The sequence below is a fragment of the Nitrosopumilus sp. b2 genome (genome assembly GCF_014078535.1).
Lineage (GTDB): Archaea > Thermoproteota > Nitrososphaeria > Nitrososphaerales > Nitrosopumilaceae > Nitrosopumilus > Nitrosopumilus piranensis.
In genome coordinates, this window is sequence record NZ_MU078704.1 from 61,248 (window position 1) to 86,857 (window position 25,610).

At 33.6% G+C, this 25,610-nt stretch carries 30 protein-coding genes and 1 pseudogene; 14 read left to right on the top strand and 17 right to left on the bottom strand.

The features are described 5' to 3' along the window. Window positions 1-71, top strand: a pseudogene (locus tag C6989_RS10305) (histone); the annotation flags it as partial. Between the two features lie 114 nt (window positions 72-185). On the opposite strand, the gene C6989_RS07090 reads toward C6989_RS10305, so the two are convergent. Further along, window positions 186-1,799 (bottom strand): collagen-like domain-containing protein, encoded by a 1,614-nt coding sequence (locus tag C6989_RS07090; protein WP_182126759.1) that lies wholly within the window; start codon window positions 1,797-1,799, stop codon window positions 186-188. A gap of 120 nt (window positions 1,800-1,919) precedes the next feature. Between C6989_RS07090 and C6989_RS07095 the strand changes: the two genes are divergently transcribed. After that, complete coding sequence (locus C6989_RS07095) at window positions 1,920-3,041, top strand: tetratricopeptide repeat protein (RefSeq protein ID WP_182126760.1); 1,122 nt, start codon at window positions 1,920-1,922, stop codon at window positions 3,039-3,041. Here the strand turns inward: C6989_RS07095 and C6989_RS07100 are convergent, their stop codons facing one another. Both C6989_RS07100 and C6989_RS07105 read right to left on the bottom strand, forming a co-directional pair. After that, window positions 3,042-3,839 carry a sulfurtransferase gene (locus C6989_RS07100; RefSeq protein WP_182126761.1) on the bottom strand — a complete coding sequence of 266 codons (798 nt, stop codon included), beginning with the start codon at window positions 3,837-3,839 and terminating at the stop codon, window positions 3,042-3,044. Further along, entirely contained in the window at window positions 3,836-5,644 is a 1,809-nt protein-coding gene (locus C6989_RS07105) for a nitrite/sulfite reductase (protein ID WP_182126762.1), read from the bottom strand. The genes C6989_RS07100 and C6989_RS07105 overlap by 4 nt, the downstream gene beginning before the upstream one ends. A gap of 191 nt (window positions 5,645-5,835) precedes the next feature. Here C6989_RS07105 and C6989_RS07110 point away from each other — a divergent pair, with 191 nt between their 5' ends. The 3 genes from C6989_RS07110 (at window position 5,836) to C6989_RS07120 (ending at window position 8,145) form a co-directional block, all read left to right on the top strand. After that, the gene (locus C6989_RS07110; protein ID WP_148703574.1) at window positions 5,836-6,654 is read left to right on the top strand and encodes a sulfide-dependent adenosine diphosphate thiazole synthase; all 819 of its coding nucleotides are present in this window, start codon (window positions 5,836-5,838) and stop codon (window positions 6,652-6,654) included. Window positions 6,655-7,293: 639 nt separating this feature from the next. Then, window positions 7,294-7,449 carry a hypothetical protein gene (locus C6989_RS07115; RefSeq protein ID WP_182126763.1) on the top strand — a complete coding sequence of 52 codons (156 nt, stop codon included), beginning with the start codon at window positions 7,294-7,296 and terminating at the stop codon, window positions 7,447-7,449. A gap of 222 nt (window positions 7,450-7,671) precedes the next feature. Beyond that, window positions 7,672-8,145: a hypothetical protein gene (locus C6989_RS07120; protein ID WP_182126764.1), complete on the top strand. Its 474-nt coding sequence runs from the start codon at window positions 7,672-7,674 to the stop codon at window positions 8,143-8,145. A 293-nt stretch (window positions 8,146-8,438) separates the two neighbouring features. Here the strand turns inward: C6989_RS07120 and C6989_RS07130 are convergent, their stop codons facing one another. Further along, window positions 8,439-8,909, bottom strand: coding sequence for a universal stress protein (locus tag C6989_RS07130; protein ID WP_182126766.1), 471 nt, complete (start codon window positions 8,907-8,909; stop codon window positions 8,439-8,441). Between the two features lie 233 nt (window positions 8,910-9,142). Here C6989_RS07130 and C6989_RS07135 point away from each other — a divergent pair, with 233 nt between their 5' ends. Then, on the top strand, window positions 9,143-9,913 hold the full coding sequence (locus C6989_RS07135; protein WP_182126767.1) for a DUF6775 family putative metallopeptidase: 771 nt from the start codon (window positions 9,143-9,145) through the stop codon (window positions 9,911-9,913). Here the strand turns inward: C6989_RS07135 and C6989_RS07140 are convergent. Genes C6989_RS07140 through C6989_RS07150 form a run of 3 tightly spaced genes read right to left on the bottom strand, consistent with a single transcriptional unit; the run spans window position 9,907 to window position 11,600 of the window. Beyond that, a complete protein-coding gene (locus tag C6989_RS07140; protein ID WP_182126768.1) occupies window positions 9,907-10,809 on the bottom strand; it encodes a malate dehydrogenase in 903 nt (300 codons plus the stop codon). The genes C6989_RS07135 and C6989_RS07140 overlap by 7 nt on opposite strands. A 15-nt stretch (window positions 10,810-10,824) precedes the next feature. After that, complete coding sequence (locus C6989_RS07145; protein WP_182126769.1) at window positions 10,825-11,256, bottom strand: universal stress protein; 432 nt, start codon at window positions 11,254-11,256, stop codon at window positions 10,825-10,827. Between the two features lie 2 nt (window positions 11,257-11,258). Next, the gene (locus tag C6989_RS07150; protein ID WP_182126770.1) at window positions 11,259-11,600 is read right to left on the bottom strand and encodes a hypothetical protein; all 342 of its coding nucleotides are present in this window, start codon (window positions 11,598-11,600) and stop codon (window positions 11,259-11,261) included. Between the two features lie 110 nt (window positions 11,601-11,710). On the opposite strand from C6989_RS07150, the gene C6989_RS07155 reads away from it, so the two are divergent. Next, window positions 11,711-12,565 carry a CBS domain-containing protein gene (locus C6989_RS07155; protein WP_182126771.1) on the top strand — a complete coding sequence of 285 codons (855 nt, stop codon included), beginning with the start codon at window positions 11,711-11,713 and terminating at the stop codon, window positions 12,563-12,565. A gap of 2 nt (window positions 12,566-12,567) precedes the next feature. Here the strand turns inward: C6989_RS07155 and C6989_RS07160 are convergent, their stop codons facing one another. Both C6989_RS07160 and C6989_RS07165 read right to left on the bottom strand, forming a co-directional pair. Beyond that, window positions 12,568-13,002, bottom strand: a complete 435-nt coding sequence (locus tag C6989_RS07160; RefSeq protein ID WP_182126772.1) for a universal stress protein — start codon at window positions 13,000-13,002, stop codon at window positions 12,568-12,570. Further along, window positions 12,999-13,430, bottom strand: a complete 432-nt coding sequence (locus tag C6989_RS07165) for a universal stress protein (RefSeq protein WP_148703585.1) — start codon at window positions 13,428-13,430, stop codon at window positions 12,999-13,001. The genes C6989_RS07160 and C6989_RS07165 overlap by 4 nt, the downstream gene beginning before the upstream one ends. A gap of 110 nt (window positions 13,431-13,540) precedes the next feature. Between C6989_RS07165 and C6989_RS07170 the strand changes: the two genes are divergently transcribed. Genes C6989_RS07170 through C6989_RS07185 form a run of 4 tightly spaced genes read left to right on the top strand, consistent with a single transcriptional unit; the run spans window position 13,541 to window position 15,750 of the window. Further along, window positions 13,541-13,978, top strand: a complete 438-nt coding sequence (locus tag C6989_RS07170) for a CBS domain-containing protein (protein ID WP_182126773.1) — start codon at window positions 13,541-13,543, stop codon at window positions 13,976-13,978. A 49-nt stretch (window positions 13,979-14,027) separates the two neighbouring features. After that, complete coding sequence (trxB, locus tag C6989_RS07175) at window positions 14,028-15,032, top strand: thioredoxin-disulfide reductase (RefSeq protein WP_182126774.1); 1,005 nt, start codon at window positions 14,028-14,030, stop codon at window positions 15,030-15,032. Then, the gene (locus C6989_RS07180; RefSeq protein WP_182126775.1) at window positions 15,029-15,244 is read left to right on the top strand and encodes a hypothetical protein; all 216 of its coding nucleotides are present in this window, start codon (window positions 15,029-15,031) and stop codon (window positions 15,242-15,244) included. The genes trxB and C6989_RS07180 overlap by 4 nt, the downstream gene beginning before the upstream one ends. A 32-nt stretch (window positions 15,245-15,276) precedes the next feature. Then, window positions 15,277-15,750 carry a hypothetical protein gene (locus C6989_RS07185; RefSeq protein WP_182126776.1) on the top strand — a complete coding sequence of 158 codons (474 nt, stop codon included), beginning with the start codon at window positions 15,277-15,279 and terminating at the stop codon, window positions 15,748-15,750. Between the two features lies 1 nt (window position 15,751). Here the strand turns inward: C6989_RS07185 and C6989_RS07190 are convergent, their stop codons facing one another. The 6 genes from C6989_RS07190 to C6989_RS07220 form a co-directional block, all read right to left on the bottom strand. Beyond that, window positions 15,752-16,744, bottom strand: coding sequence for a cysteine synthase family protein (locus C6989_RS07190; protein ID WP_182126777.1), 993 nt, complete (start codon window positions 16,742-16,744; stop codon window positions 15,752-15,754). Between the two features lie 8 nt (window positions 16,745-16,752). After that, window positions 16,753-16,989, bottom strand: a complete 237-nt coding sequence (locus C6989_RS07195) for a sulfurtransferase TusA family protein (RefSeq protein WP_148703591.1) — start codon at window positions 16,987-16,989, stop codon at window positions 16,753-16,755. A gap of 68 nt (window positions 16,990-17,057) precedes the next feature. Next, window positions 17,058-17,972 (bottom strand): PHP domain-containing protein, encoded by a 915-nt coding sequence (locus C6989_RS07200; RefSeq protein WP_182126778.1) that lies wholly within the window; start codon window positions 17,970-17,972, stop codon window positions 17,058-17,060. 54 nt (window positions 17,973-18,026) lie between these two features. Beyond that, the gene (gene cofE / locus C6989_RS07205) at window positions 18,027-18,752 is read right to left on the bottom strand and encodes a coenzyme F420-0:L-glutamate ligase (RefSeq protein WP_182126779.1); all 726 of its coding nucleotides are present in this window, start codon (window positions 18,750-18,752) and stop codon (window positions 18,027-18,029) included. A 35-nt stretch (window positions 18,753-18,787) separates the two neighbouring features. Beyond that, window positions 18,788-19,438, bottom strand: coding sequence for a phosphoserine phosphatase SerB (gene serB / locus C6989_RS07210; RefSeq protein ID WP_182126780.1), 651 nt, complete (start codon window positions 19,436-19,438; stop codon window positions 18,788-18,790). A 677-nt stretch (window positions 19,439-20,115) separates the two neighbouring features. Beyond that, window positions 20,116-20,589: an Hsp20/alpha crystallin family protein gene (locus tag C6989_RS07220; RefSeq protein WP_182126782.1), complete on the bottom strand. Its 474-nt coding sequence runs from the start codon at window positions 20,587-20,589 to the stop codon at window positions 20,116-20,118. Window positions 20,590-20,976: 387 nt separating this feature from the next. Here C6989_RS07220 and C6989_RS07225 point away from each other — a divergent pair, with 387 nt between their 5' ends. Both C6989_RS07225 and proS read left to right on the top strand, forming a co-directional pair. Continuing rightward, on the top strand, window positions 20,977-21,261 hold the full coding sequence (locus C6989_RS07225; RefSeq protein WP_182126783.1) for a hypothetical protein: 285 nt from the start codon (window positions 20,977-20,979) through the stop codon (window positions 21,259-21,261). A gap of 62 nt (window positions 21,262-21,323) precedes the next feature. Then, on the top strand, window positions 21,324-22,766 hold the full coding sequence (gene proS / locus C6989_RS07230; protein ID WP_148703595.1) for a proline--tRNA ligase: 1,443 nt from the start codon (window positions 21,324-21,326) through the stop codon (window positions 22,764-22,766). Here proS and C6989_RS07235 read toward each other — a convergent pair. Next, window positions 22,763-23,128, bottom strand: a complete 366-nt coding sequence (locus tag C6989_RS07235) for a DUF6659 family protein (RefSeq protein WP_182126784.1) — start codon at window positions 23,126-23,128, stop codon at window positions 22,763-22,765. The genes proS and C6989_RS07235 overlap by 4 nt on opposite strands. Before the next feature lie 96 nt (window positions 23,129-23,224). On the opposite strand from C6989_RS07235, the gene egtB reads away from it, so the two are divergent. Beyond that, window positions 23,225-24,535, top strand: coding sequence for an ergothioneine biosynthesis protein EgtB (egtB, locus tag C6989_RS07240; protein WP_182126785.1), 1,311 nt, complete (start codon window positions 23,225-23,227; stop codon window positions 24,533-24,535). On the opposite strand, the gene egtD is transcribed toward egtB, so the two are convergent. Then, window positions 24,532-25,554, bottom strand: a complete 1,023-nt coding sequence (egtD, locus tag C6989_RS07245) for an L-histidine N(alpha)-methyltransferase (RefSeq protein WP_182126786.1) — start codon at window positions 25,552-25,554, stop codon at window positions 24,532-24,534. The two genes, egtB and egtD, sit on opposite strands and share 4 nt — an antisense overlap. Between the last annotated feature and the right edge of the window lie 56 nt (window positions 25,555-25,610).

The window sequence follows — 25,610 nt, forward strand, 5'->3', positions numbered from 1 at the left end:
CAAAGAGAAAAGCAGCTCCAAAGAGAAAAGCAGCTCCAAAGAGAAAAGCAGCTCCAAAGAGAAGACGATAATCTCGTCAGTAAATTAACAATCGTCACAAAGACGAATTGTTTTCCATTTTTCTAACAGCGATTAGTGAGAACTGTACAAAAATGAAAAATATTTTAAAAAAATATTTCTAAAAATTAGTAAAGATAACTCATTAGTTTGATTTGGTCTTCAGTGGAAATTACATTTTTCTCAGTTAATATTTCCAATAATTCTTTGAATAATGCTTTTTGTTCAGAAGACATTCCACCTGCAGGACCTTTTTCTCCTGGTGGACCGGGAGGACCTCTTGGACCTGGGGGACCTACCGGGCCTTGTTCTCCACGTGGACCTTGTTCTCCAATAGAACCAATTGGACCTGTTGGGCCACGTTCACCTTGTGGACCTTGAATTCCTTGTGGGCCTTGTGGACCTTTTTCTCCCGATGGACCTGTTGGACCACGTTCACCTTGAGAACCTTGTGGACCTACCGGGCCTTTGTCACCGGGTGGACCCGTAGGACCAGTTAATCCTTTTTCTCCTGTGGGTCCCTGTGAACCTTTTTCTCCTTTTTCTCCCTGAGGACCAGGAACTCCTGTAAGACCTTTTGCGCCAGCTGGACCTTGTGGACCTTGTGGACCTTTTTCTCCAATTGGTCCTTCAGTTCCTCTAACACCTTTTTCTCCAATTGGTCCTGGAGGACCTACCGGGCCTTTGTCACCGGGTGGACCCGTAGGACCAGTTAATCCTTTATCACCAAGCGGACCTGGAGGACCAAACGGACCTTTTTCTCCTGCGGGACCTATTGGACCTTTTTCTCCAATTGGTCCTGGCGGTCCTTGAATTCCTTTTTCACCTTGAACACCTGTTTGCCCTGTTGGACCTTTTTCTCCGGGTGTTCCAATTGGTCCAGTTAATCCTTTTTCTCCGGGAGGACCTTGTGGACCTTTGTCACCTTTTTCTCCTGGAGAACCTCTTAATCCAGATAAACCTTTATCGCCAGGTGGACCTGTTGGACCTTTTTCTCCTTTATCACCAGTAGGTCCTTTTAATCCAGTAGGACCTTTATCACCAATTGGTCCTGTTGGGCCTTTGTCACCTTTGTCACCGGGTGGACCAGGTACACCTTTGTCACCTTTATCACCTTTATCACCAGTAATTCCTTTTTCTCCAGTTAGTCCTTTATCACCTGAAATTCCTTTGTCACCTGGGTGACCTTTGTCACCAGTAGGTCCTTTGTCACCTGGTGGACCTTGTGGACCTTGTGGACCTTTGTCACCTGGTGGACCTATTTGTCCAGGTGGACCTTGTGGACCTTTGTCACCTGGTGGACCTTGTGGACCAGTGGCACCTTTGTCACCGGGTGGACCGGTTACACTAGAACTTGTTTTAGTAGAACGTTTTTGTTTAGGAATTTCAGAAATTGTTTTAGTTTCAGTAGATGTTTGAGTAGATGTGGTTGATTTTGATTTTGATAAAGGAACATCAAAAACAGAATGCAATGATGAAAATAGATCAGTTACAACTATCCATATTGTATCTAATTCTAATACAGAAGAAGGAATTGGGTTTTCAGGGGTGCCAATTGTTTCAGAGAATACTCCATCTTTTACTCTAAGATGGAAATTACCACGCCAAAGAGAAGTGAACTGTTTTGATTTTATTTGGTCATCAGTAGGTCTACTTCCAGTAATTGAAATTTGAGTCTCATATACGCCTGATTGTTTAAAGGGTGCCTGGCCTTGGATTTCTAATTTAGACTGAGATGACACAATCGTTTGTTTATACTTCAAGTATTTCTGTATTTAGATCGCATAAATTGATTCTAAATCAAATTATTTTCAGGCTCACGGAGGATAGTATTTATCTAGATAATGAGGCATTTTGAGCTAGTGAAGAAACCATTCGGAAAAAAATCAGAGGAAAAAGAAGAGGAGACTAGGTTAGAAAAAAAGAAAGAAGAGACCGCACTAGTTGATGTCGACTATAATCGTAAGAAACTGTTCAAGAAAGGAGTCAACTTGATGGCAGATGAAAAACTCGAAGAGGCCATTGTAGTCTTTGAGCAGGCCCTGAGAATAGATCCGGACAATGTAGAGACATTGCTAAAATTAGGATATGCAAGATTTCACATTGATGATCATAATGAGGCACTAAAGGTATATGATAGAATTTTAGATATTGATGTAACAAATCCAGAAGCTTGGAATCTTAAAGGATTGGTTCATTATGAACAAAAAAATTACTCAAAAGCTTTGGATTCAGTTGAAAAGGCAATTGAGACTGACCCAACATATGGAATGGCATGGTACAACAAAGCATGTTTCTTATCATTACTAAATCAAGTTCCGGAATCATTAGAAGCATTAAAGCGTTCAATTGAAATTGATGTAAAGAATGCAAGAAAATCAATTAGAGACAAAGATTTTGTTAATGTTAGAATCGAAGAGGGGTTCAAAAGAATTCAAGAAGTTGTAGTTTTAGAATCAATTAGACAAGGATACCACACATTGGGTTCAATTGTCTGGACAACATTTCTAGATAAAAAAGATGCAGAAACTGCATTAAGAAAATTATTGGAAAAAGGATTGATTGTTCAAAATGAAAAAAGAGATGGCCTAAGTAAGATTCCAGTATATGACCTTGCCCCAAATATTGCAGAAAAGATGGGCAAAGAGAAGAAAGGTTTGTTTGGAATTACAAGAAAGAGATTGCCAAAACCAGTAAAGAACCTCAAAGAGCTAAGCCAGGCAATTCAAGATGCAAGAGAAGCAATTGAGGAAGAGAATGCAGAAAAGGCAATTGAGATATTTGATGAGTTTGTAGACCCCAAAAAATCAGGAGAACAGATGATTGAAAATTTCTTTGATGAACACAGGGAAATAAGATTGTGGAAAATAAGACTAAAAGATAGAGGCAATGATTACATTGCTGAAAACAAAGAAAAGATGTTAATGTTATTTGATAATGTCGAAGTTACAATCACAAAAAAACTTAGAAACGAAATTTCTTAATTATTCAGCAGACAAATCCCAGTAATTTGCATCTTCTTGCTTTACAGTAGGTTTTTGAAGATTCTTCCATTCCTTAAAAGAGCGGACATACAGTTTGGCATTTGGCAGTCCTGCAGTTTTTAGTGCATAATATGCCAATCCAGAAAGAGTTCCCACACTTCCACAGTACGTAATGATTTCAGAATCCCCACTCACACCACGATTATCAAGCAAGCGCTTCATGTCCTCTTTTGGGCGTAAAATTTTATCATCTGATGCAAGGGTTCTGTATGGAAGGCTAATTGCTCCAGGAATATGTTGTTCAAGGAAATTTAATCGCTCTCTATTATCAATTAGAATCACGTCATCTCTTTGTTTTGCAGTCTCTAGATAATCAGAGGTGGCCAAAATATCAGGCTGCAATTTCAAAGAGTGTTCTTTACTTTGTACGTCAGGGGTCTTAGAGTCACTTTCCAATCCAAGAGACTTCCAATTACTATAAGTTGTTTCAAGTAGACTAACATCTGCATGTCCAAGATATTCTAATGTCCAAGCAACTCTTGAGGCTAAAGCTCCGAATGTATCATCATAAACTACAACACTAGTATCATCATCAATTCCCATTGAATTTACTAATTTTAAAACACGATCAGGACTATCATCAGACAAGAGATTTGCCAAAGGTAAATTTACAGCAGTAGAGATATGATCTTTTTTGTAATCATCTTCTCGCCTCACATCAATTACTCTAACGCTCTTATCGCTAATCTCAGAACGTAAGGAATCTACATCTATTGTTATTTTACCAGATTCTGTCAAGCAGCGCATTCACCCTTTCCAGTTTTAGTATGATAACTAGTATCGCTGCCATAATCAAGATAGAAATCAGGATCCTCATCTTTTGTTGGAGGAATTGTTAATGGTTCAATTGCTTTTCTAATGTCATTTATGGATTTGATTTGAGAATCCTCACTATTATTTACAATTCTATGAATCCAAGATTTGAGAGTATCATCAGGTTTTTTGTTTTCTTTGAACAGTTCAATAATCTTCAAAATAACTGGAATTACTCTTTTTGCAGGAACTCTATGACAAATTTGTCCTAACATTGTATCTCCATCAGAGCGACCACCAATCAACATCTGGTAGTTTGCATACATGTCTTTTCCAAGACGTGCACCTCCACCAAAGAATCCAATTGTTGCAATTCCATGTTGGCCACAAGAGTTTGGACAGCCGCTAATTTTGATAGAGGAATCACGAAGATCATCATCTTCATCAAGTTTTAATTCCAAGAATTTTCTTTGGATTTCTTTTGCCAATCTATGTGAATTGGTTAATGCAAGATTACAAGATGTAGTACCAGAGCATCCAATAGGGGCAGTCATAGTAAGGGCACCAGATTTTGCCAATCCAATCTCAAGGAGTTTAGAATACAAACGTGGCAAATCATCTTCATGAACATAACGTAATGCAACATTTTGAACAAAGCCTGCACGTGCTTTGCCTTCAGAAGAAAAGTCATGAATAATATCAGCTAGTGTTTTTAGTTGATTAGAAGTGATATCTCCTGCTTCAAGAGTGATAAAGACTGTGCGATAATCAGTTTGTTTTTGCTTTTCAGTGTTAGTTTTTAGCCATCTAGCATAACCATCAGGTGTTCCACTTCCACTCTCATCACTAATTCGAATTGGTCGTTTAATTTCATCAGGAGTGTGGTCTAAATCAAGTTGAGTAACTACAGATTGTGTGGCTTTTACAACAGCTCTTTCTTTTAGAACAAGGTTCTGGAATTTCTCCCAACCCATATCATTTACAAGATAACGCATTCTATTTCTTGCAAGATTTTTTCTATCCCCTAATCTATCAAATATTCTCAATACAGCAATTGAGGTGTAAAGTAAATCTTCTTCGGGAGTAAAGTCTTCTAATTGGTGTCCAACAAATGATCTATTTCCCAATCCACCACCAAGGAAAATTTTGAATCCTCTTTGAGGAGTTCCATCTATTTCTTTGATTTGGGGAATCAATCCGACATCTACCATCCTTACCATTCCATGTTTCTCACAACATGTGAAATTGAATTTGAATTTACGAGGAAGGTTTTGGGCCATTGGATTTCTCAAAAAGAATTTTGCAGTAGCAAGTGCATATGGTGTAGAATCAAATTCTTCATCAGAACAAACACCAGACATTGGACTACACATTACATTTCGAACACTATTTCCACATGCTTCCCTTGAAGTTAATCCAACCTCAGCTAATCCTCTGAAGATTTCTGAAACATCTTCAAGAATTACCCAATGTAGTTGAATGTTTTCTCTTGTTGAAAAGTGAGCACTTCCAATGGAATATTGTTCGCTGAGTTGAGAGATCTTTTCAAATTGATGAGGATAAATTTCACCTGCAGGAAGTTTAATTCTAACCATTGCATAGTCGCCAGTCATTCTAGTACCATATGCACCATGTTGAAGTCTAAATCGTCTAAAACTATCTTCGTCATATTTTCCCTGACGGAATAGTTTTACAGTTTTTGCAAAATTATCTGCCTCTTCCATTCTTGCCCAATTAATTTTAGGTTTGGGAGAATCAGCTGCAGATTGTTTAAGATCAGATACTGTCAATACAAGGAAATTCCTTTGTGTTGTGATATAAATTTTTGAGAAATGGAGGTTTTAGGGCTTAAACTTTCAGGGACGACACAATATTTCCTATATTTTTTGAATAGTTATTTTACCAATATAGAATAATTAGTTGATCCTAATTTTTGATGTGCGTGGGAAAGTATTAATGGGTTCTAGGTAACAATTTTTTCATGCAAGAAGCTACAGTAGCAGAACAATCAACAAAAATATTTACTGATGTTCGCGAAGTCGAAATTACTCAAGCTATTGCAAATGAATTTCATGAAGTTTTAATTGATAGAGCAGAGTCTGACGTTATCATTATTGGTGCAGGGCCTGCAGGTCTTACTGCAAGCAGAGAACTATCAAACTTGGGTTTCAAGGTTTTAGTTATTGAACAAAACAACTACCTAGGCGGAGGATATTGGCTAGGAGGATATATGATGAATCCAGTTACTGTTAGAGAGCCTGCCCAAAAAATTTGGGATGAATTGGGGATTCCATACAAAAAAGTAAAAGAAGGATTGTATTTGACACCAGGTCCACATGCAGTATCAAAATTAATTGCAGGCGCATGTGATGCAGGAGTAAAATTCTTACAATTAACAAAGTTTGATGATTTAGTTCTAAAGAACGGAAGAGTTGCAGGAATTGTTGTAAATTGGATGCCAGTTTCAGCATTACCACGTAACATTACATGTGTTGATCCAGTGGCATTTGAAGCCAAAGTAATCATTGATGCTTCAGGTCATGATTCTGTTGCAGTAAAAAGACTAGTAGACAGAGGCCTTGCAGAATGGAAGGGAATGGAACCAATGTTTGTTAACGATGGAGAAGAACATGTAGTTCACAAGACAGGTGAAATATATCCAGGACTCATTGCAGCAGGAATGTCAGTTACTGAAACTCATGGTTTGGCAAGAATGGGACCTACATTTGGTTCAATGTTGTATTCTGGAAAAAGAGCAGCTGAAATTGCAGCTGAAAAAATCAAAGAGCTCGAAAGATAAAGCAATTCGTTTGTTACTAATCTTTAATTAACTTGAAAAAAATACGATGTAATTACAAATCAAAATCTACTTTGTAATGTTTTCATGCATGCCCCATTTGAGATGATATTCCTTTTCCGTAATTGGAATTCTGGATTTGCATTTTAGACACCTATGAATTTTGTTATGTTTAGAATATCTCCAAACATGGGCTTCACTTTTTTTATGACAGTTCATACTATTGTATGGCATACTAGTATTTACGAAACGAGGCATAGACGGTATATTTTCTAATCAAAAAGTGTAAGAATTACGCCGGTATATATCAAGGGAAAACTACACATAGTATGTTTAAAAAAATTATTGAAAAATTACGATTTGGTTCTTCCAAAATCAAAGCAGTAAAAGATGTAAATGCATTTGAAGAATCCAAGAATAAGAAATCCAAGGATGCAGGAAAATAAATGACATATCATTGCAAACATTGCAATTTTACTTGGGATGCATCAGAAGATAATTTTCAGAAATTACTTCTCCATGAAAAGAGTCACAAAAGAAAGGTTTCAAATTGATGTCAAGTGTCAATGAACCCAATAACAAATATCATATAGATATCAAGCAATTCAAAATTACAAGTTTTTGTAAAAGGAGTTCTACAAAATGAAGTACAAATGTAAGGAATGTGATTTTCATTGGATTGGAACATCATACACATTTGATGAGGTACGCAAACATGAAAAAACTCATTTGAAAAGTAAAGTTAAAACAATCAAGTCTAAAATATCCAACACTCAAAATAAGAGTTCCAAAAAATAATAGAATGATTTTGAATTAGATTATTACTTACGTTTAGAACATTATTTTTATTGTGAATTCAGTGAAGGCAGACCTACATCGCATGTATAAGGTAGCTGTCTTATCACGAATTCACTAATCAATTATGTCATTTGTTATTATTAAGACGGATTAGAGTTGATTTAATTCAGAATTAAATCATCTTGATTACAGATTATATTTACAATGAAGATACGAGGACTCATGAAACAAATGAGAAATCAAAAAGCAATAATTAATACACAAATTGGTCCCATGTTGCCATCATCTCCAAAAATTAATCAAGATATATCAGATTTTCAAGAGTCATCCAGAACAAATTCCACAATAGCAAAAGATTTTGTGATTAAAGAAAAGTGTGCTAGAATAAAAGATTTGAATAAGAAAATTACCAGTATTCCAGACTATGTATCAACATCAGAGTACTGGAATAAACTAAAAAATTCTACGAAAACAACATCTAAAATTATTCAAAATGCCACTAAAGATGGACTAAAAGAGTCAAAAGGCCCCGTTAACAAATTCAAAAAATTTGTTACAGGTATATTCATCAGAGAAAAATATCCTGGAGAAAGAGATCTTGAACTTTTAACAAAACTTGCAGAATTAAAACAAAAGAAAATAATTACTCAAAAAGAATTTAATTTAAAAAAGAAAAAAATTCTTGCAAAAATCTAAGAAAGATTACACAGATATCAATTATAATCCATAACTACTTATCAGCATCTGAAAAACACAAGGGATGAATAAAAACATCCTAATTTTTTCATTAGGAGTTACCATAGCAATCCTAATTGGAATTGTGATTGTAACAAATTTTGAGTGGTTTTCCCAAGAATGGTTAATAGGATTAGGAATAGTCGTAATAGGTTTTACAGCCATTGGGATTTTTGTGTATTCAAAAATTAAAAAGAACATATAATTTCAGATTACTACCTCAAATTTTGTAAAATAGTATTACATTGATTTGATTAAATTTTTTCAACATCAATTAAAGTTACAGGGCAAGATACGTTTTCAACTACTTTTCTAGATACACTGCCCAAAGAAAGCAGTTTCTTGACTCCCTTTAACTTCCTACGTTTTGCCATAACAACTAGATCTACATTTTCAGTTTGTACAATATTTAGAATTTTTTCTGCAGCATTTCCCATTTCAACTTTAACTTGAACAGTTATGTTTTCATCTTTACATTCCTGACTTCTTTGTTCCATCTCTTTTACCATTTCTTGACGGATTGATTCATTAGCTTCTTGTATACTGTTTAACATTTTTTCTCGTTCTGATTCAGATAGAGCAAATGTAGCAGGGTGTTGAATTTCTTCAATTACATGTAAAAGGATAATTTTAGAAGATGATTCCTTTGCGGCATGTATTGCATGTTTGAGTGCAAGATCTCCAGCTGGAGTTCCACCATGAGGTACTAGAATTGTTTTGTACATGTCAAATTCTCATTGAATTAGTAAATAAACTATAAAGACATTTATCAAAAAAGAAATTTTGTCGAAATAAATATTGTAAAGGCAGAAATCAATCCAATAGTATAGTATTAAACACAATATTGATATTCAAAAACAGAGTTAACTACATCCATTAGAAAAATTATACACAAAAACAGCTTAATTTTAAAAAAACCAACGTTACAAAGATAAGCAATCATACAATTGTGTTCACATTGAAAACAAAGAAAATTATCATTTATGATGAACCAACAGTAGAAGAAATTAAAATTAATGAAATAGAAAAATTTCTAAAGGAAACATTTCAGGTGGTTGTAGAAATTAGGCCAAATTTCTTTGAAAATACAAGTAAAGAGATTTTCCAAAAAATTGCAACAACACGAATTTTTGAATTAAAAAAACCATTTGAAAAACACAATCCAACAGACCAAGAAATACAAATGGAGGAAAATAATATAGACAACTCACAAAATGAGGAAAAAATTCTTTATGATGGATTTGAATTTCAAAAAATAATAGCAGAATTCATTACATCAAAGGAAAGCAACCAAGAAACATTACATATTATTTTTACAAACAAACTTGCATGTACTTTTGATGAAAGTGATTACAGATATCATGCAAGGGCACTGATTGGATCAAATCCTACAATAATATCGACTACTGGAATAATAGAGGCACCTGCAAAACCAAGGCAATACTATCTAGACTTGATGACAGATTTTAAAAAAGAAAGAATCAATCAAATCAAAGAAAAATACAAAGAGGAATTTTTAGAATATAATGATTCAAGAATATCAGAAATTGTCAAAGGATATCTCCTACAGGCAATCATGTATTATGAAACAGGAGAAGCATTTTGTGAGGATAAAGAGTGCAGACTATACAATGCACATTGGCAAAAAGATCTTATTTATTCGCAATTAAAAAATAGAACACTCTGCAACAAGCATCAGGAAAAGTTACAAAAGATAGTAAGTCATTGATGAATAGAGTTTATGTAATTACGAATTATTTCAGATGATTTTTTTAAAGATGATGATTCAGTGTCATCAAGTTTTATCTTCTGTATTTCAGATATGCCATTTTGATTAATTTTTACTGGGACTCCCATAGCAACATCATTTTCTCCATATTCTCCTTCAAGAACAACTGATGCGGGAATTACAATCTCTTTTTTCTTTAAAATTGCATCAATTACATCAAATGTGTTTTTAGCAATACCAAATTGGGATCTGCTCTTAAAATTTCGTAGAGTCTTCCAATAATTTCGCACATTTTCAGTTATTGTGTCTCTACTATCAATCATTGAAAAAAGAGGATTCCCACCAACAGAGACACATGAAAAAACAAGAACCATAGAATCACCATGCTCCCCTAAAACAATTGCATTAGAAATTGAGGATTGGGGTACAGATAGAGTCTCAGAAATATAATAACGAAATCGACTAGTATCAAGACTAGAGGCAATACCAATCACTCTAAATCTGGGAAATCCGCTTTGTTTTTGAAAAAAGTAAGTCAGAACATCAAGAGGATTTGAAACAATCAATACTATTGCAGAAGGGCAATATTGTTTGATTTTATTTGCAATATCTTTTATCATTTTTACTTGCAAATCCATATTTTCAGTTCTATCCTTTGTATAAACTTCAACACTTGCAGTTATTACAACAATATCAGAGCCAACTAATTCAGAATAGTCATCAGTTCCTCGAATAGAAAAGTTAGAATGTGCAGGTATTGCACTTGCAATGTCTAATGCCTCACCAAGGGCTTTTTCTTTTGATCGATTTACAAGTAGCACATCATCTAATCCATTTGAAACACAAAGAAATGCAGTTGAAGCACCAACTCTACCACTGCCAACTATTGAGATCAATAATATCACCAGAGGTTATTTTACTATAAGAACCGGACACTTTGCTTTTTGAGAAACACCGTTTGCAATACTTCCCAAAATAGCTTTATCAAAACCAGTTCTACCATGAGAACCAATTACAATTAGATCATGTTTTCTAGATTTTGCAAATACCACAATATCATTTACAACTGATTTTGATGTTAAGATGTGAGATTTTACAGAGACATTATTTTTTTTAGCAATTTCCTCTAATTTTTCAAGATGTTCTTGTGAAACCTTTTTTTGCTTTTTAATTAATTCAGAATCAGCTCTTGCATCATAGAACTTGTGATGCCATGCATCACCCTCAAGGCAGGTCAGAAGAGTAAGTTTTGATTGATATTTTTTTGCAACGTCTACTGCAACCTTAAAGGCCCTAGTAGATTGTGCAGACAGATCAAATGGAACTAAAATATTCTGAAACATGGTTAGTTCTTCCTCTTGCGAATACTTTCTCTTTGACGATTATCATCATGTTTTGGCATTTCTCTCTCTAATTTTTTAATTAACTGATCACAAATTTTTAGAATATCCCATCCAGACTCAGTATAGACTAGTTGTCTTTTTGATGTTTTTACAGTAGCAGTAACATCATAATGAGTTCGAGAGCCTTCAGGATTTTGAGATTTTACAGAAATTTTAGCCTCAATGATATCAGACAATACCTGTTGAACTTTCTCTAACGCATCACCAAACTTGGACATTAGAATTTCGCTGGCAGGTTCATCTTTAGATAAGCCAATTATGTATAATGGAATTTTTTCAGACATAGATAAACTCTTGAAATTACAATTAAAAACTCTTTTAGTAATTACTAGTCGTGATTTTCATGCATGGTATTAAGAACGACATATTTAATCAATATTAAAAGAATAATCACATGAATCTAAAAGACTCTAAATTAACAAAATTACTAACAAAACCAATTACAGTTGGGCCAAATGCAACCCTTGTAAAAGTAAGAGAGTCACTTCTAAAAAACAAAGTAAAGAGAATAGTAGTAGTTGACAAAAAAAATCCAATAGCAGTAATTACTGAAAAAGACATTGCAAAAAAAATTTATGAGTTAGGCAATAATCCAATAAAATCAGTAAAAGCAAAAAATTTCAAACCAAAAAAATTATTCACACTTACTAGAGAAAATACAGTTAAAGAATGCGCACAGATGATGAAAAAGCACAGAATAGGTGTAGTAATTATTCTAAATGATGACAAAACAATTGGTGGAATTATAACAAAAACAGATCTGGTTAAAATATTTCTAACAAAAGGTTTTGAATCACTCAAAGTATCTCAAGTGATGAAAAAAGATTTGATTACAGCATCACCAAGTGATCCGATTTTGCATGTTGAAAGCCTGTTGTTAAGGTATGGAATATCCAGAGTAATAATTAAAGGAAATCAAAAGCCAGTGGGGATTATCACATTCAGGGATTTTGTTCCTGCAAAAATTCCACAATGGATTGCAGAATCAGCTGATCCAAAGGAAGTACAAGAGTACAAATTCAAAAAAGGGTTAACAGAAGGGCACGCAAATCAAATGAGTTATCTTTTTCCATTCCATGCAACAGACATTATGACAACAAATCCCGTTACAGTTGATGCTGGTGAAGAAATCAGAACAACAATTACACTTATGATAAAACACAACATTAGCGGATTGCCGGTTGTAAAAAACTCAAAATTAGTAGGAATTATTACAAAATCAGATATTGTAAGGGTTTTAGCAAACTAGACTTACTTTACAATTAACAAAGAACATGGAGAATGTTGGGCAAGTTTATTTGAAATACTGCCAAGCAAAAATCTTGTAACTGCACCAAGACCCTTATTTCCAACAACTATCAGATCACATTTTTCAGATTTTACGGTTTTTTCAATTTCAGAAACAATGTTTCCTTCTTTGAGAAAGGATTTTGAAGAAATTCCTTTTTTAGATAGTGTCTTGTTTGCACGCTCTAGTGTTTTTTTTCCAAATTTTCTAAGAATTGACAGATATTCTTTACGATCTAGTAGATTGATAGTAAGAGATTTTTCAACAACATAAATCAAAATTATCTTAGAGCCAAACGCATCAACTAATTCACATGCACGTTGTAATGCTTTTTCAGAATATTTAGAGCCATCAAGAGGAACAAGAATTTTTTTAAAGTTTGTAGTGTTTGCAGTCATTTTACAATAAGCACAGGCTTTTTTGATTTGTGTAAAACATAGTTAGAAACACTTCCTAAGAAAAGCTTCTTTGCAGAACTTCTGCCACGAGCTCCAATTACAACCAAGTCAATTTTATTTTTTTTATTATTTACAAATCGTGCAATATCATATCCTGGATCTCCAGACATTGCTTTTGGAATTAGTTTAATTCCTTTTTTTGCAGCTCTTAGTTTTGCAGCATCAAGAATTTTTTTGGCTTCCTTTGCAGAGTTAAAATCTAAAAATCCCAACGGATGAATAGCATATATCCCAGGTACAGATTTTACAGTCAAGGCAACAACTACTCCCTGAGATTGTCTTGCAACATGTATGGCCATATCTAAACCGCGAATGGAGTTTTTTGAGCCATCAAGAGGCACTAAAATTCTCTTTGTCTTAATGACCATGTTTTAGAGTAAGCAGATTACCATTAAAAGGATTTAACGATTATCTAGTTTGATTTTCAATTATGATAATTTAGAATTTAAGTGATATAATTGGGATATGCCAATAAAACATGGATAATACATTTGTCAGTCAAGTAATGAGTAAAAATGTCCTTACTGCAGACAAGTCAACATCACTACAGGATACAGCACAAGATATGAAGAGGATGAATGTTGGGTGTGTTGTTGTCACAGATCAATCAAAACCAATAGGCATTGTTACAGAAAGGGATTTTGTTACAAAAGTTGCTGCTGAAGGAAGACCATTATTTACTGAAGTTGGCGAAGTGATGTCATCACCACTAATCACAATTAGCCCAGAAGAAACAATTTGGGAGGCATCAGAAATAATGAAAGAAAAAGTAATTCACAAACTCCCAGTAAAAGAAAATGAGCAAATTACAGGAATGATCACAACCACAGACATAGTTAAAATTTCTAGTGTTGGATCTGATTCTCAAATGCGAAAAATATGTGATCAAATTCTAATGAGAATGAAAGATGATTAGTCAAAAAGGGATATTCACTTAAATTATTGAAATTAAAAGATGATTTACTATGATGGCAGCAGATTCAGGTGCAACTGTACTTGAAACAAATGATGACAACCCAAAGATGCCAGACAAAAAGAAAACAAAGTTTGACGTTATCATAATTGGTGCAGGGCCATCAGGATATACTGCAGGAATTTATTGTTCCAGAGCAGGTTATGACACATTAATTTTATCAGGAATATTGCCAGGAGGCCAACTAGTTAACACAACAGAAGTTGAAAATTATCCAGGATTTGAAAATGGCATAATGGGGCCAGATTTGATGATTGAAATGAGAAAACAGTCTCAAAGAATGGGCACTACAATAATTGATGATGAGGCAGTAGATGTTGATTTTAGGCGAAAGCCACTAAAAGTTTTGACAGCATCTGAAGAATACGAAGGGCGTGCAGTCATTATCGCCACAGGTGCAAATCCAAGAAAATTAGGATTAGAAGGTGAAGAAACATTTGGTGGAAAAGGTGTATCATATTGTGCTACATGTGACGGACCATTCTTTAGAAATCAGGAACTAGTGGTAGTGGGCGGAGGCGATTCTGCAATTGAAGAGGCAACATTTCTTACAAAATTTGCAACTACCGTACATCTAGTACACAGACGAGATAAATTGCGGGCAAGTAAAGTTATGCAAGAAAGAGCCTTCAATAATGAAAAAATAAAATTTCATTGGGATTCAGCTGTCATTGACATTAAAGGTAATGAAAAAATGCAACAAGCAGTTCTAAAAAATCTCAAAACAAATGAAGAATCAACATTAGACGTAGGAGGATTATTTGTTGCAATTGGTCACGTCCCAAATACAAAATTGTTCAAAAATCAGATTGATTTGGATGACGAAGGCTATGTGGTTTTAAAAGACAAAACACACACAAATGTTGAAGGTGTATTTGCAGCAGGGGATGTTCATGATAGAAGTTATAGACAAGCAATTACTGCAGCAGGGTTTGGATGTATGGCAGCAATTGATGTTGACAAATATCTAACAGAAAGTGCAGACAAGCAAGAATGAAAAATGCACAATGCAAAAAATGTTTAAACAAGTTTTTTGAAAAAGACATCTATACGATTCAGCAGTTTCAATATCGAGAAGAACCACCATACAAATGGTCAATAGATTATTTTAAAAAAATGAGAATAGGAGAATGGGATTCGTTTTGTGAAAAATGCATACTAGATTATTCCAAGGAATCCCTTGACTCGTGGAATAAATCAAAAATCTAAACTCTTTATTGGAATAAAATTTACTGATATTCATGAGTGCTGAGGCAGAAAATAACAAAAAAATGATCAAAGAGCACAGTGACAAATTAGCAGAATTAGGCATGGAATTAAGTAAAATTCAATTCAGTTACAAAGTTGAGGAAAAAACTTCTAAAGAATATTGGCAAAAAAGAATTAAAAATTTTGAAGAGTATAACACAAAAAGTTTAGAGTATTATAATCAGATATTTTCATTAGTAAAAATCACTAACAAAGAAGAATCAAATAGATTTCTTTTACAAATAAGCAAATTTCGTCAGTTATCATTATCGTTAATAGATACCATGAAGAAAATTCAAGAAAATCCATCAATAATTAATTCTAAAGATAAACAGCAAAGCCAGTGGAGTAAAGAAATTAAAAATGCCATTACAGAACAAAGTAATAATTGTCTAAACCATGAAAGGGATATGAATTCATTTTTTAGAGATTTTTATGAGAAAAATTTGAAAAGCATTTTAGAATAATTTAGTATGCTAATTCAGACATGTATTTTGCATCCTTAAGACAATTTTCAAAATCATCTTCAGACATTATATTTTGATTTGCATAAACACTCTTGAATTTTCTTCCATCATCAGCAAAGATTCCAACCACACATGCATCTCCTTTGATAGGATATTTTTTCATACATGCATAAACTGCTGCAGAAGATGGACTAATCAGTAATTGATCTTTTTCAAAGACTTCCTTTACTACAGAGAATGCTTCATTGTTATCAACAGAAATCCAATCATCAACTACATTTTCTCTTTTCAAAAACAAATCAGGTTTTGCAGATTCCTCAAAGTTCCTCCACCCTTGAATTAAGTGATTTTGTTGTGGCTGGCATCCAATAATTTTTACATTTGGATTTTTTTCTTTAAGGAATGCACCGATTCCAGTTATTGTGCCACCAGTACCTACACCTGTAAAGAAATGAGTTACTTTGCCTTCAGTTTGTTTCCAGATTTCAGGTCCAGTTCCAATATAGTGTCCTTTGAAATTTGCTTCGTTGGCATACTGATTAGGTGAATAGTACGTGTCTGGCCTCGAGGATGCAATTGAAGTTGCAAGGGCAATACTTTGATCAGTACCTGCGCCAACTTTAGGACACAAGTCATCACTTGTCTCAAATACCTTAGCACCTAAATTTCGTATAATATCTTTAGTTTCATTGCTTGCTTTTTCAGGGATTACAATCTCAACTTTGTACCCTAACAAATTTGCAATTCCAGTTAGTGCAATTCCAGTATTCCCAGAGGTAGGTTCTATGATAATGCTCTTACCTTTTGTTAAAATTCCTCTCTCCTCACCATCTTTTATCATCCAATATGCAGCTCTGTCCTTTATTGAACCAAATGGATTGTGTCCTTCTAATTTTGCAAAATAATCAGTGTTATCATGTGAAAGAGAGTCTAGTTTTACAAGAGGGGTATTGCCTACACGACTCAAAACATCTGTATCAGTAACAGTGGTCATAATTTTGGTTATTTCACCTTTTTAATTTGAAAAGTAATAACATCGCCATCTTTAGACATGTCTAGGAGTTCATGACCATTTCTTGTAACCCATCTAGAAATATCATCTTCAGCAGCAGGATCATCTGCAGAAACAGTTAACGTTTCACCTACTTGCATTCTTTCAATTTCAATTTTGGTTCTAAAAACAGGTTCTGGACAAAACAATCCAGTTGCATCTAATTTTTTTTCTGAGGATTCAGACATAGTATCTAATTGAAAAAGAGCGTTTTGTCATATTAAAAGCTATTTGAGTTAATTAGATTCATTTTTGATCATAACGCCATTTTAAACATAGTTGGAAGATATCTGTCTTTCATGAAACTGGGATCATGATTTTGAAAATTAATTTTTTGAGAAATTCGCTTCATAAAATAAATTCCAAGTTTATAGAACAAAGTCCATGCATGACTGTTTGGATTTGAATCATAGAGTTTCAATAACAATGAAAAAAGCCATTTTGTACTTGGGTAATGCTCAGAAATATAATCAAAAATGTATTCTTTTGAATTGTTGATTTTGTATCGTAAGTGATCAAGAGTTTCATTTTGCAAAGCATATCCAGTTTGAGAAATTGAAATCTTACCTTTTTTCATTGCATGTAAAATATCATCAAGATTATTTTCTGAATCAATTACATTAACGCATCTACCAAGAGTGGATAGAACATGTGAGTCACTTCCTGCAACTTGAGTCATATTGTTATCTAGAGCAAATTCAGTTGCACGTGCATTGGACAAAATATCAATATTGTTACTGTTAAAGACCTCAACCATATCACATTTTTTGGCATCATTGCGTAATGCATCAAGCAAACTAAATGGATGAGGGGCAGATGAAACACCATCTTGTTTTCTTACTTCATCAATAATCTCCTCTAAAGAGAGCCCAGGAGATATTGCATCATGAATGCCATAAGCTAAAACATGCGCTCCTGTATCTGTGGTTATTTCTTCAGCTGGAAAAACATCAATGTTTTTGAATTTAGCATGATCATTTTTGTATTCCAATAATTGATTATATCCATCCAGCGTGTTGTGGTTTGTTACAAAAATTGCATCCAATCCCAAATTATATGATCGCTCTATCTGATCTCTTATAGAAATATCACAGTCATATGGAGGTTCGTCATCACCAACATGAAAGTTTGAAAAGGAGTTGTGACAATGTAATTCTGCACTTATTGGCATTTTCAAATAAAATTTTTCTTCTTTAGGTAATAATCTTACTGAAGTTAGAGAAATTCATCTAAAAAGATCTTCATGCTCAGGACGAATTAATTCATGAGTTCCAGTGTCCCCTTTTTTGAAGGAGTAATTACGAATAATTGCTATAGGGGTTTTCAATGTTTTTCCCATTACTAATTCAGATGCAGCTGAAAGTTCATCAGCAATTGCAATCGCAGTAACTCGCAAAGTTTTTCCAAATGTATCTTTTGTTCCTTCATAATCAATAATTGGAACTAATCCAGAAATACCTATAGCACAATTAGTTTGTCCCATTCTAAATGGTCGTCCAAATGTATCAGAAATTATTACTGCAACATCTTTTTTTGTGTGCCCATAAATTTTTTCACGAATAATTTTTGCTGATTTATCAGAATCTAATGGCAATAATGTTGCAAACCCCTCTTTTACATTGCTCTCATCAATTCCAGCATTTGCACATATTACTCCACCATTTGTTTCAACAATTAGAATTCCATTTTTCATTCGAATGATTCGTTTTGATTCAGACAAAATCAATTCAGTTATTCTGGGATCTTTTTGATACTGAGAGCTTATTCCTTCAGAAAGTAGTGTAGGAGTTACTGTAGATAGATCAATTAAGCGCCCTTCCTGCTTTGAAATAATTTTTTGCGCAATTACAATGATATCATTATCTTGAATTTGAATTGAAGATGCAATTAATTGAGAAACATCATCAGATGCCTCAATTTCTTTTTCAAGGGTTACAGGGATAATTTCCAATTAAAGTAACTGAAGTGTATGGACTAAAAAATTGTTTATGCTGGTGTTGAAACTTCTAATTCTAATTTGTAGTGTTTATTGATAATGTCAAGTATTTTGGAAAGATCTTTTTCTTCCAAAGTAGTTGTTGCTAAATCCTTAACTAAATCCTGTGCACGATATGCGATGCCCAGTCCACAAATATCAAATAATCTGACATCATTGGCACCATCTACAACACAAACAATATCTTCTTTCTTTTCACCCCATTCTTCAATTTTTATTTTTGCAGATTTCGACTTGTCTGAGTCAACATTGATTTTTACTCCATCCAGTTTACCATTTTTGAAAATCAATTCATTACAAAAAACATAATCAAGGTCTAATTCTTTTTGTAATCTCTCCATCATCAGTGTGAATCCTCCTGAAACAGCCATCAATTTCCAGCCAGCTGCTTTTAATGCTCTACATGCTTCTTTTGCACCAGTCATGATTGGTAATGTATCTGAAACTTCTTGACATGTTTTTTCATCGAGCCCTTTTAGGGCAGCAACTCTAGTTTTTAGTCCATCTTCCCAGTTAATTTTTCCTTGAATACCTTGTTTAGTAATTGCCCAAATCTCATCTTGTTTGTTGACCTTTTCTGCAAGAATTGGAAGGTATTCTTCATCATACAAAACACCTTCAACATCAAAAATTACTAACAATTGATTTCTGTTTTGCAAAAATTTGCTAATTATATTAAAGCTATGATAATGTTTTTACTGACTAAACCTAGTTTGATCGCATCATAAGAAAAAATTTTGATGCATAGGATAGTGATTTTTTCAAATACATTTCAATAATATACAAAATCAAAAGAATTTTCTGGAATTCGAGTCCGGCAGGATTAGAATGTTTTTGGTGATTGTATTGGTACCATGTAGACTTGCACGCCAAATATTGTTTACCTAGTATTGACCACACATAAAAAATAGAATCTAATCATTTTCACATTCGGTATGATCACATTTTGGACAATAATATTCAGTTGGAATATTTTTTGTTTCATTTCCCCGCCTTTTGACTTTTAGATAGGTGATGTTCATTTCAACATCACATTTTTTACAGATCTTAGTCACATGGGTATCATTTGTTGAAGAGTTGTTTGTCATTTATTTTTTCCAAATGCTCCTTGATGATCACTTAAACAACAACCACATTGTTTCCCATAACATTCAGTGATTTTTTCATGACCACAAGAGCCACAATGACAAAATTCATCATCCCTCATAATTGTAAATAACAACATCAGTAGTTAAACAAGTCTACAGTTATCATCATTGAAAATCTAAGTATTTGTAAATATCATCAACAAAAATAGAATTTCTTAAAAAAGAAAGAATCACTGTATCTTTACAGATCTTTTCTTTTGTACAGGAGTAGGCTTTGCTTTAGGTATAGTTACATCTAAAACTCCATCTGTAACTTTTGCCTTTACTTTCCCCGGTACAATTTTTTCGGAAAATGGGATTGTTTGATAGTAGGACATGCTATGTCTTTCTTTTCTTAGAAAGTTCTTCTTTTTTTCTTCTTCTTTGTGTTCTCCTGTTACCTCAATTGAGTTATCAGTTACATTGAGATTAATCTCATTTTTCTTCAATCCCGGCACATTCATTTTCATTCGAAATTGCTTTCCCTCATCAATCACATCACAACCAGATTCAGGTAATTTTGGAAAAGATGGAAAATCTATTCTTGGAAAAGAGAAAAACGATTTTTCCATATCTCGTCTAAAATTGTCAAGAACCTTGTCAAATTCAGAGAAACTTGGCATTCTAAGTGACGGAGTCAATTTCTTAACGGATTTTTTCGCCATAAATCTTGACAAATGCAGTTTCTTATCAAGGTACTACCAAAATATCAGAAATAAAAATCAAAAGTGATAATCACTTTACAGTAACTGAAGTTTTTGCCCATGGATAAATCATGCAAAAATAACCATGTTCACCCAAATAAGAAGGACAAAGGATATTCAATATTTCATAGCTCAAATCAGATTCAGGCATCTAGATAAATAAAACAGAGTCTAATATTTGAACTTCTTAGAAAAAATATAATCGATCAAAAGTTGCATAAAAATTCAACAATATTATTTAAACTAAGACGGAGTTTAATCGTTAAAAATGTTCTTTGGATTAAAGTTTAAACTTTTTTGAGATCGAAAAAACGCTAGTAATAAATCACCGGAGTTAGTCGTATAGTCATGGGTGAACTAGAACACAAATTTGAAGTAGAAATTCAAGAACGAGAAGGACGACAAAAACTACCAGATGACGTAAAAGCTGAGCTAAAAGCATCAGGAATGATGGACGATAAAGGAAAATTGAAGTTAAAGGGAGTCAGTCCAAAAATGCTCAAAAGAATGAAACAAGAATTTGTAGCTTGTCCAGTTCTAAAAGATGACATTCATTTTATCCAATGCTTCGTATGTCCAAACTTCCAAAGCAGAGTAACAGGAAAAGTCCTCTGTAAAGGCGACCCGCTCTAAGAAAAAATTAGAATCACTATTCACGAAAGGCTCATTAGTTAATTTATTCTTGAAATTTTAGTTTGAGTAAAGAAGACGTTGGCATCACGGTTTCAAAAAAAGATGATTTTAGTGAATGGTATACTCAAGTAGTGCTCAAAGCCAAATTGGCAGATTACGCACCTGTAAAAGGATTAATTGTGCTAAGGCCAGATGGTTATTCCATTTGGGAGTCATTGAAAAATACATTTGATAAAAAATTTGCAAAGAATGGAATCAGAAATGGATTTCTTCCAGTATTAATTCCAGAGTCACTTTTAGGAAAAGAACAAAAACATTTTGCAGGTTTTAATCCTGAAGTTTTTTGGGTAACACATTCTGGAACAAATGAGATAGGGGACAGACTGGCGTTAAGACCAACATCTGAGACATTGGCATACACATTGTATTCTAAATGGATTCAGAGTTGGAGAGACCTACCATTAAAAATTAATTTCTGGAACACTGCTTTGCGTGCAGAGATTAAGGCAACAAAACCATTTTTGAGAACATCAGAATTTCTGTGGCAAGAAGGGCATACAGTACACACAACACAAGAAGAAGCAGAAAAAGAAGTAATGAAAATTTTAGAAATTTATAAAAATACTGTTGAAGAGGAATTGGCAATTCCTGTTACAACCGGAAAGAAAAGTGAAAAAGAAAAGTTTGTAGGAGCAGTGTATACAACTACTATGGAATCCATAATGCCAGATGGCAAAGCACTGCAAATGGGAACATCACATTTCTTAGGACAAAATTTCTCAAAACCATTTGAAGTAAAGTTTGCAGACAAAGATAATGTAGAACATTTTGCATGGCAAACATCATGGGGAGTGTCATGGAGATTAATTGGAGCTATGATTATGGCTCATGGAGATGATCAAGGTCTTGTTTTACCACCTAAAGTTGCACCAACTCAAGTAGTAATTGTTCCAATTTACAAAAATGATGAAGGTAGAGACAAAGTAATACCAAAAGTAAAAGAGATTCAAGAAAAATTAGAATCAAAAGATATTCGAATTCAAGTAGATGACAGGCAAGGATTGTCACCAGGTTACAAATTCAATGATTGGGAGATGAAGGGAGTACCAATGCGTATTGAAATTGGACCAAAAGATATCGAAAAACAGAGTGTCGTTATTGCAAAAAGATACAATCGTGAAAAATTGAATTTAGAATTTAACAATATAGAAAAAATTATTACTATTTTAGATGAAATACAAAAAAACATGTTAGAAAATGCACAAATACAATCAAAAGAAAATACAAAAAATATTTTAGATTATGCAGAGTTCAAATCAAAAATTGAAGATGGCGGATTCTTCAATGCACCCTGGTGTGGAAAATTAGAATGCGAAGAGAAGATAAAAGAAGAAACAGGCGCAGATATACGAGTCATTCCATTTGGAAGTGAAAATACAGATTCAAAATGCATCTATTGTGGAGAGCAAAGCCAGTCAGTTCCAGTTTTTGCTAGAGGATATTAAGAATTATTTTCAATTGAACACAAATTCATTATTTTGTGTGCCATCTTGTCAATATCCACATCAGATTCTGCAGATACAAACAAAACTACATTATCTAATGGAAAAGTAAATGTTACAACTTTTTTTCTTCGTGCAGCAGCATAAGATACAGGTCCAAGATTATCATCAAAATCCTGCCTCGTTCTAATACGCAATACAGCCTCAATGAACATCTTCTTACGTTCTTCCTCAGTTTTTAGAGGTTTAACGTCATCACGGAATGATCCTACAATCAAATTTCCCATCATATCTAAAAATCCTGCAAAACGAATTTCAGGTTCTTTTAGCAAAAGTTCACATTTTGAAGTAAAATCATCAGACATGCCTTCTCAAGATAAGCTAAAGATAAAAAGAATTTTCAAATTCCCAATAGTGAATCTATGGTCAGATATAATAGTGGAAAAAACTGATAAAAAATTATGACTAGCAATGCAGGGCTAGAAGTAAAAAAACCACTATTAGAACAATTCAGAGAGACTAGAAGTAGAACTTTAGAGTTAGTGAAAACGCTTGAAAAAGATGATTTTGTTGTACAGACTGCAGTTTTCATGAGCCCACCAAAATGGCACATAGGGCATGTCAGTTGGATCTATGAAGCAATTATGAGTAAATTGGACAAAAATTATGAGTTCTATTCAAAAGAATTTTCAGAATATTTGAATTCTTATTATCAACAATTTGGAGTTCCACAAGACAAAGGACTGCGTGGAGTAATTTCCAGACCAACAGTTGATCAAATTTTTGAATATTTTAACACAATAAATCAAAGGGTTGAGAAATTCATAGAAACCCAATCTTTGAGTGATGATGCAGTGAGATTAATTACAATGGGTTTTCATCACGAATGCCAACATCAAGAGCTTTTAGTTTATGATTTACAGCATCTTTTAGCTGAGCAATACAGACCAGTAAGAAAAAACAAAATAAAATTACAAAATAGAGTTGAAAAAAAATCTGTGCAAATTAAAGGTGGCTTATACACAATGGGATTTAATGGAAAAGAATTCTGTTATGACATCGAGCTCCCAGAACACAAAGTTTACCTTAATGATTACAAGATAGATGTTTTTCCAGTTACAAATGAGGAATATTTAGAATTCATCGAAGATGGAGGATACGAGACATACAAGTATTGGTTATCAGATGGATGGGAAAAGGTAAAGGAGAACAATTGGAAAGCTCCAATGTATTGGGAAAAAATTGATGGTAAATGGCATACTAGAGACTTTTTAGGAATTAGAGAAATCAATCCAAACGAACCAGTTTGCCATGTTAGTTTCTATGAAGCAGATGCATATTGTAAATGGGCAGGAAAAAGATTGCCAACCGAAGCAGAATGGGAAAAAGCTGCTTGTTGGAATGAAGATAAACAAGAAAAAACAGTCTTCCCATGGGGAAACGATCAACCATCAGAAGACAAATGCAATATTCTTGAATCATATCATTGGGGATGTGCTGAGATGGGAGCATATCCAAACGGAGTTAGTTCTTCAGGTTGCCAACACATGATTGGAGATGTATGGGAATGGACATCCTCAGAATTTGCAGGTTATCCAGGATTCAAAACAGGTTTTGATGAATATAATGACAAGTGGTTTACAAATCAAAAAGTCTTGAGAGGAGGCTCTTTTGGTACTCCAAGAATGTCAATTCGTGGAAGTTACAGGAACTTTTTCAGACTAGACGAGAGATGGTTGTTTTCAGGATTTAGATGTGCTGAAGACATCTAGTTTTTAGAGACCAAAGTCAGTGAGAAGTGTTTTTTATCGTCTAACCAAGTATGTTTTAATTCAAATCCAACATCGTCAAGGAGGTCATGAATTTGAGATAGACGATATTTATGAGAATATTCAGTATGAATCAATTCATCTTTTTGTAATTTTAACTCAAGATCAGATTTTGAAACAACGATAGACTGGTCAGCCAAAGATTTCAAATACATCTCAATACGCTGATCTTTTTCGTTGTAAATTGCATAATGTGAAAAATTTTTTAGATCAAAATCTGCATCAAGCTCATCATTGATTCTAGATAAAACATTAAGATTGAATTTAGCAGTTATTCCTTCTGAGTCATTATATGCAGATTCAAGAATAGTTTTGTCTTTAACAAGATCAAGTCCAATTAAAAACAAGTCACCAGGTTTCATTGTGGAGTAAACCTTCTCTAAAAATTTGTAACCATCAATTGGTGAAAAATTACCAAAACTAGAACCTAAAAAGATAATAAGATTTTTCTTGTCATCATATGTTTTTAGGAATTCTAAACCACCCTCATACGTATCGATTATACCAGTTATCGTTAGATTTTTGTAATCATTTAGAAGTTCCTCAGAGCTTTCTGTAAGAATTTCAGAGATATCTATTGGAAAATATTCAGTGTTTTTTTGAGAGCTAGTAAAAAAATCCAAAATCAATCGTGTCTTTACAGATGACCCACTACCCAATTCCACTAGTCTAAAATCTTCATCTAAAAATGGAGGTAACTCAGTTTGTAGTTTTTGTAAAATAGAGATTTCAGTTCTAGTCGGATAATATTCTGAAACAGAACAGATTTGTTCAAACAATTCAGAACCTTTGTTGTCGTAAAAGAATTTAGGATGAATGGATTTTGAATTGGAGCCTAGAGTTGAAGATATTTCTTCAGCAAATGTTTTTTCAATTTTTGTAGCATGAGGCTTAAAGTATTGTAATCTAGAGTCAACTACAAATTTTTTGTATTTTTTGTTTTCTTGTAGAGCATTATTCAAGTATTAAAATTCCATTTACTCGACTTAAAAGTTTTAAGCCAATTATTTACGCATAA

What these genes read in the sequence shown, in the direction of transcription:
- C6989_RS07165 (WP_148703585.1), bottom strand. Translation starts at nt 13,430, where the DNA reads ATGGTCATTAAGACAAAGAGAATTTTAGTGCCTCTTGATGGCTCAAAA.
- C6989_RS07145 (WP_182126769.1), bottom strand. Translation starts at nt 11,256, where the DNA reads ATGTTTCAGAATATTTTAGTTCCATTTGATCTGTCTGCACAATCTACT.
- C6989_RS07235 (WP_182126784.1), bottom strand. Translation starts at nt 23,128, where the DNA reads ATGTCTGATGATTTTACTTCAAAATGTGAACTTTTGCTAAAAGAACCT.
- C6989_RS07185 (WP_182126776.1), top strand. Translation starts at nt 15,277, where the DNA reads ATGAGTGCTGAGGCAGAAAATAACAAAAAAATGATCAAAGAGCACAGT.
- C6989_RS07130 (WP_182126766.1), bottom strand. Translation starts at nt 8,909, where the DNA reads ATGTACAAAACAATTCTAGTACCTCATGGTGGAACTCCAGCTGGAGAT.
- C6989_RS07170 (WP_182126773.1), top strand. Translation starts at nt 13,541, where the DNA reads ATGGATAATACATTTGTCAGTCAAGTAATGAGTAAAAATGTCCTTACT.
- C6989_RS07115 (WP_182126763.1), top strand. Translation starts at nt 7,294, where the DNA reads ATGAAGTACAAATGTAAGGAATGTGATTTTCATTGGATTGGAACATCA.
- C6989_RS07120 (WP_182126764.1), top strand. Translation starts at nt 7,672, where the DNA reads ATGAAACAAATGAGAAATCAAAAAGCAATAATTAATACACAAATTGGT.
- C6989_RS07160 (WP_182126772.1), bottom strand. Translation starts at nt 13,002, where the DNA reads ATGACTGCAAACACTACAAACTTTAAAAAAATTCTTGTTCCTCTTGAT.
- C6989_RS07200 (WP_182126778.1), bottom strand. Translation starts at nt 17,972, where the DNA reads ATGCCAATAAGTGCAGAATTACATTGTCACAACTCCTTTTCAAACTTT.
- C6989_RS07190 (WP_182126777.1), bottom strand. Translation starts at nt 16,744, where the DNA reads ATGACCACTGTTACTGATACAGATGTTTTGAGTCGTGTAGGCAATACC.
- C6989_RS07195 (WP_148703591.1), bottom strand. Translation starts at nt 16,989, where the DNA reads ATGTCTGAATCCTCAGAAAAAAAATTAGATGCAACTGGATTGTTTTGT.
- C6989_RS07110 (WP_148703574.1), top strand. Translation starts at nt 5,836, where the DNA reads ATGCAAGAAGCTACAGTAGCAGAACAATCAACAAAAATATTTACTGAT.
- C6989_RS07225 (WP_182126783.1), top strand. Translation starts at nt 20,977, where the DNA reads ATGGGTGAACTAGAACACAAATTTGAAGTAGAAATTCAAGAACGAGAA.
- egtB (WP_182126785.1), top strand. Translation starts at nt 23,225, where the DNA reads ATGACTAGCAATGCAGGGCTAGAAGTAAAAAAACCACTATTAGAACAA.
- C6989_RS07220 (WP_182126782.1), bottom strand. Translation starts at nt 20,589, where the DNA reads ATGGCGAAAAAATCCGTTAAGAAATTGACTCCGTCACTTAGAATGCCA.
- C6989_RS07150 (WP_182126770.1), bottom strand. Translation starts at nt 11,600, where the DNA reads ATGTCTGAAAAAATTCCATTATACATAATTGGCTTATCTAAAGATGAA.
- C6989_RS07180 (WP_182126775.1), top strand. Translation starts at nt 15,029, where the DNA reads ATGAAAAATGCACAATGCAAAAAATGTTTAAACAAGTTTTTTGAAAAA.
- C6989_RS07155 (WP_182126771.1), top strand. Translation starts at nt 11,711, where the DNA reads ATGAATCTAAAAGACTCTAAATTAACAAAATTACTAACAAAACCAATT.
- trxB (WP_182126774.1), top strand. Translation starts at nt 14,028, where the DNA reads ATGATGGCAGCAGATTCAGGTGCAACTGTACTTGAAACAAATGATGAC.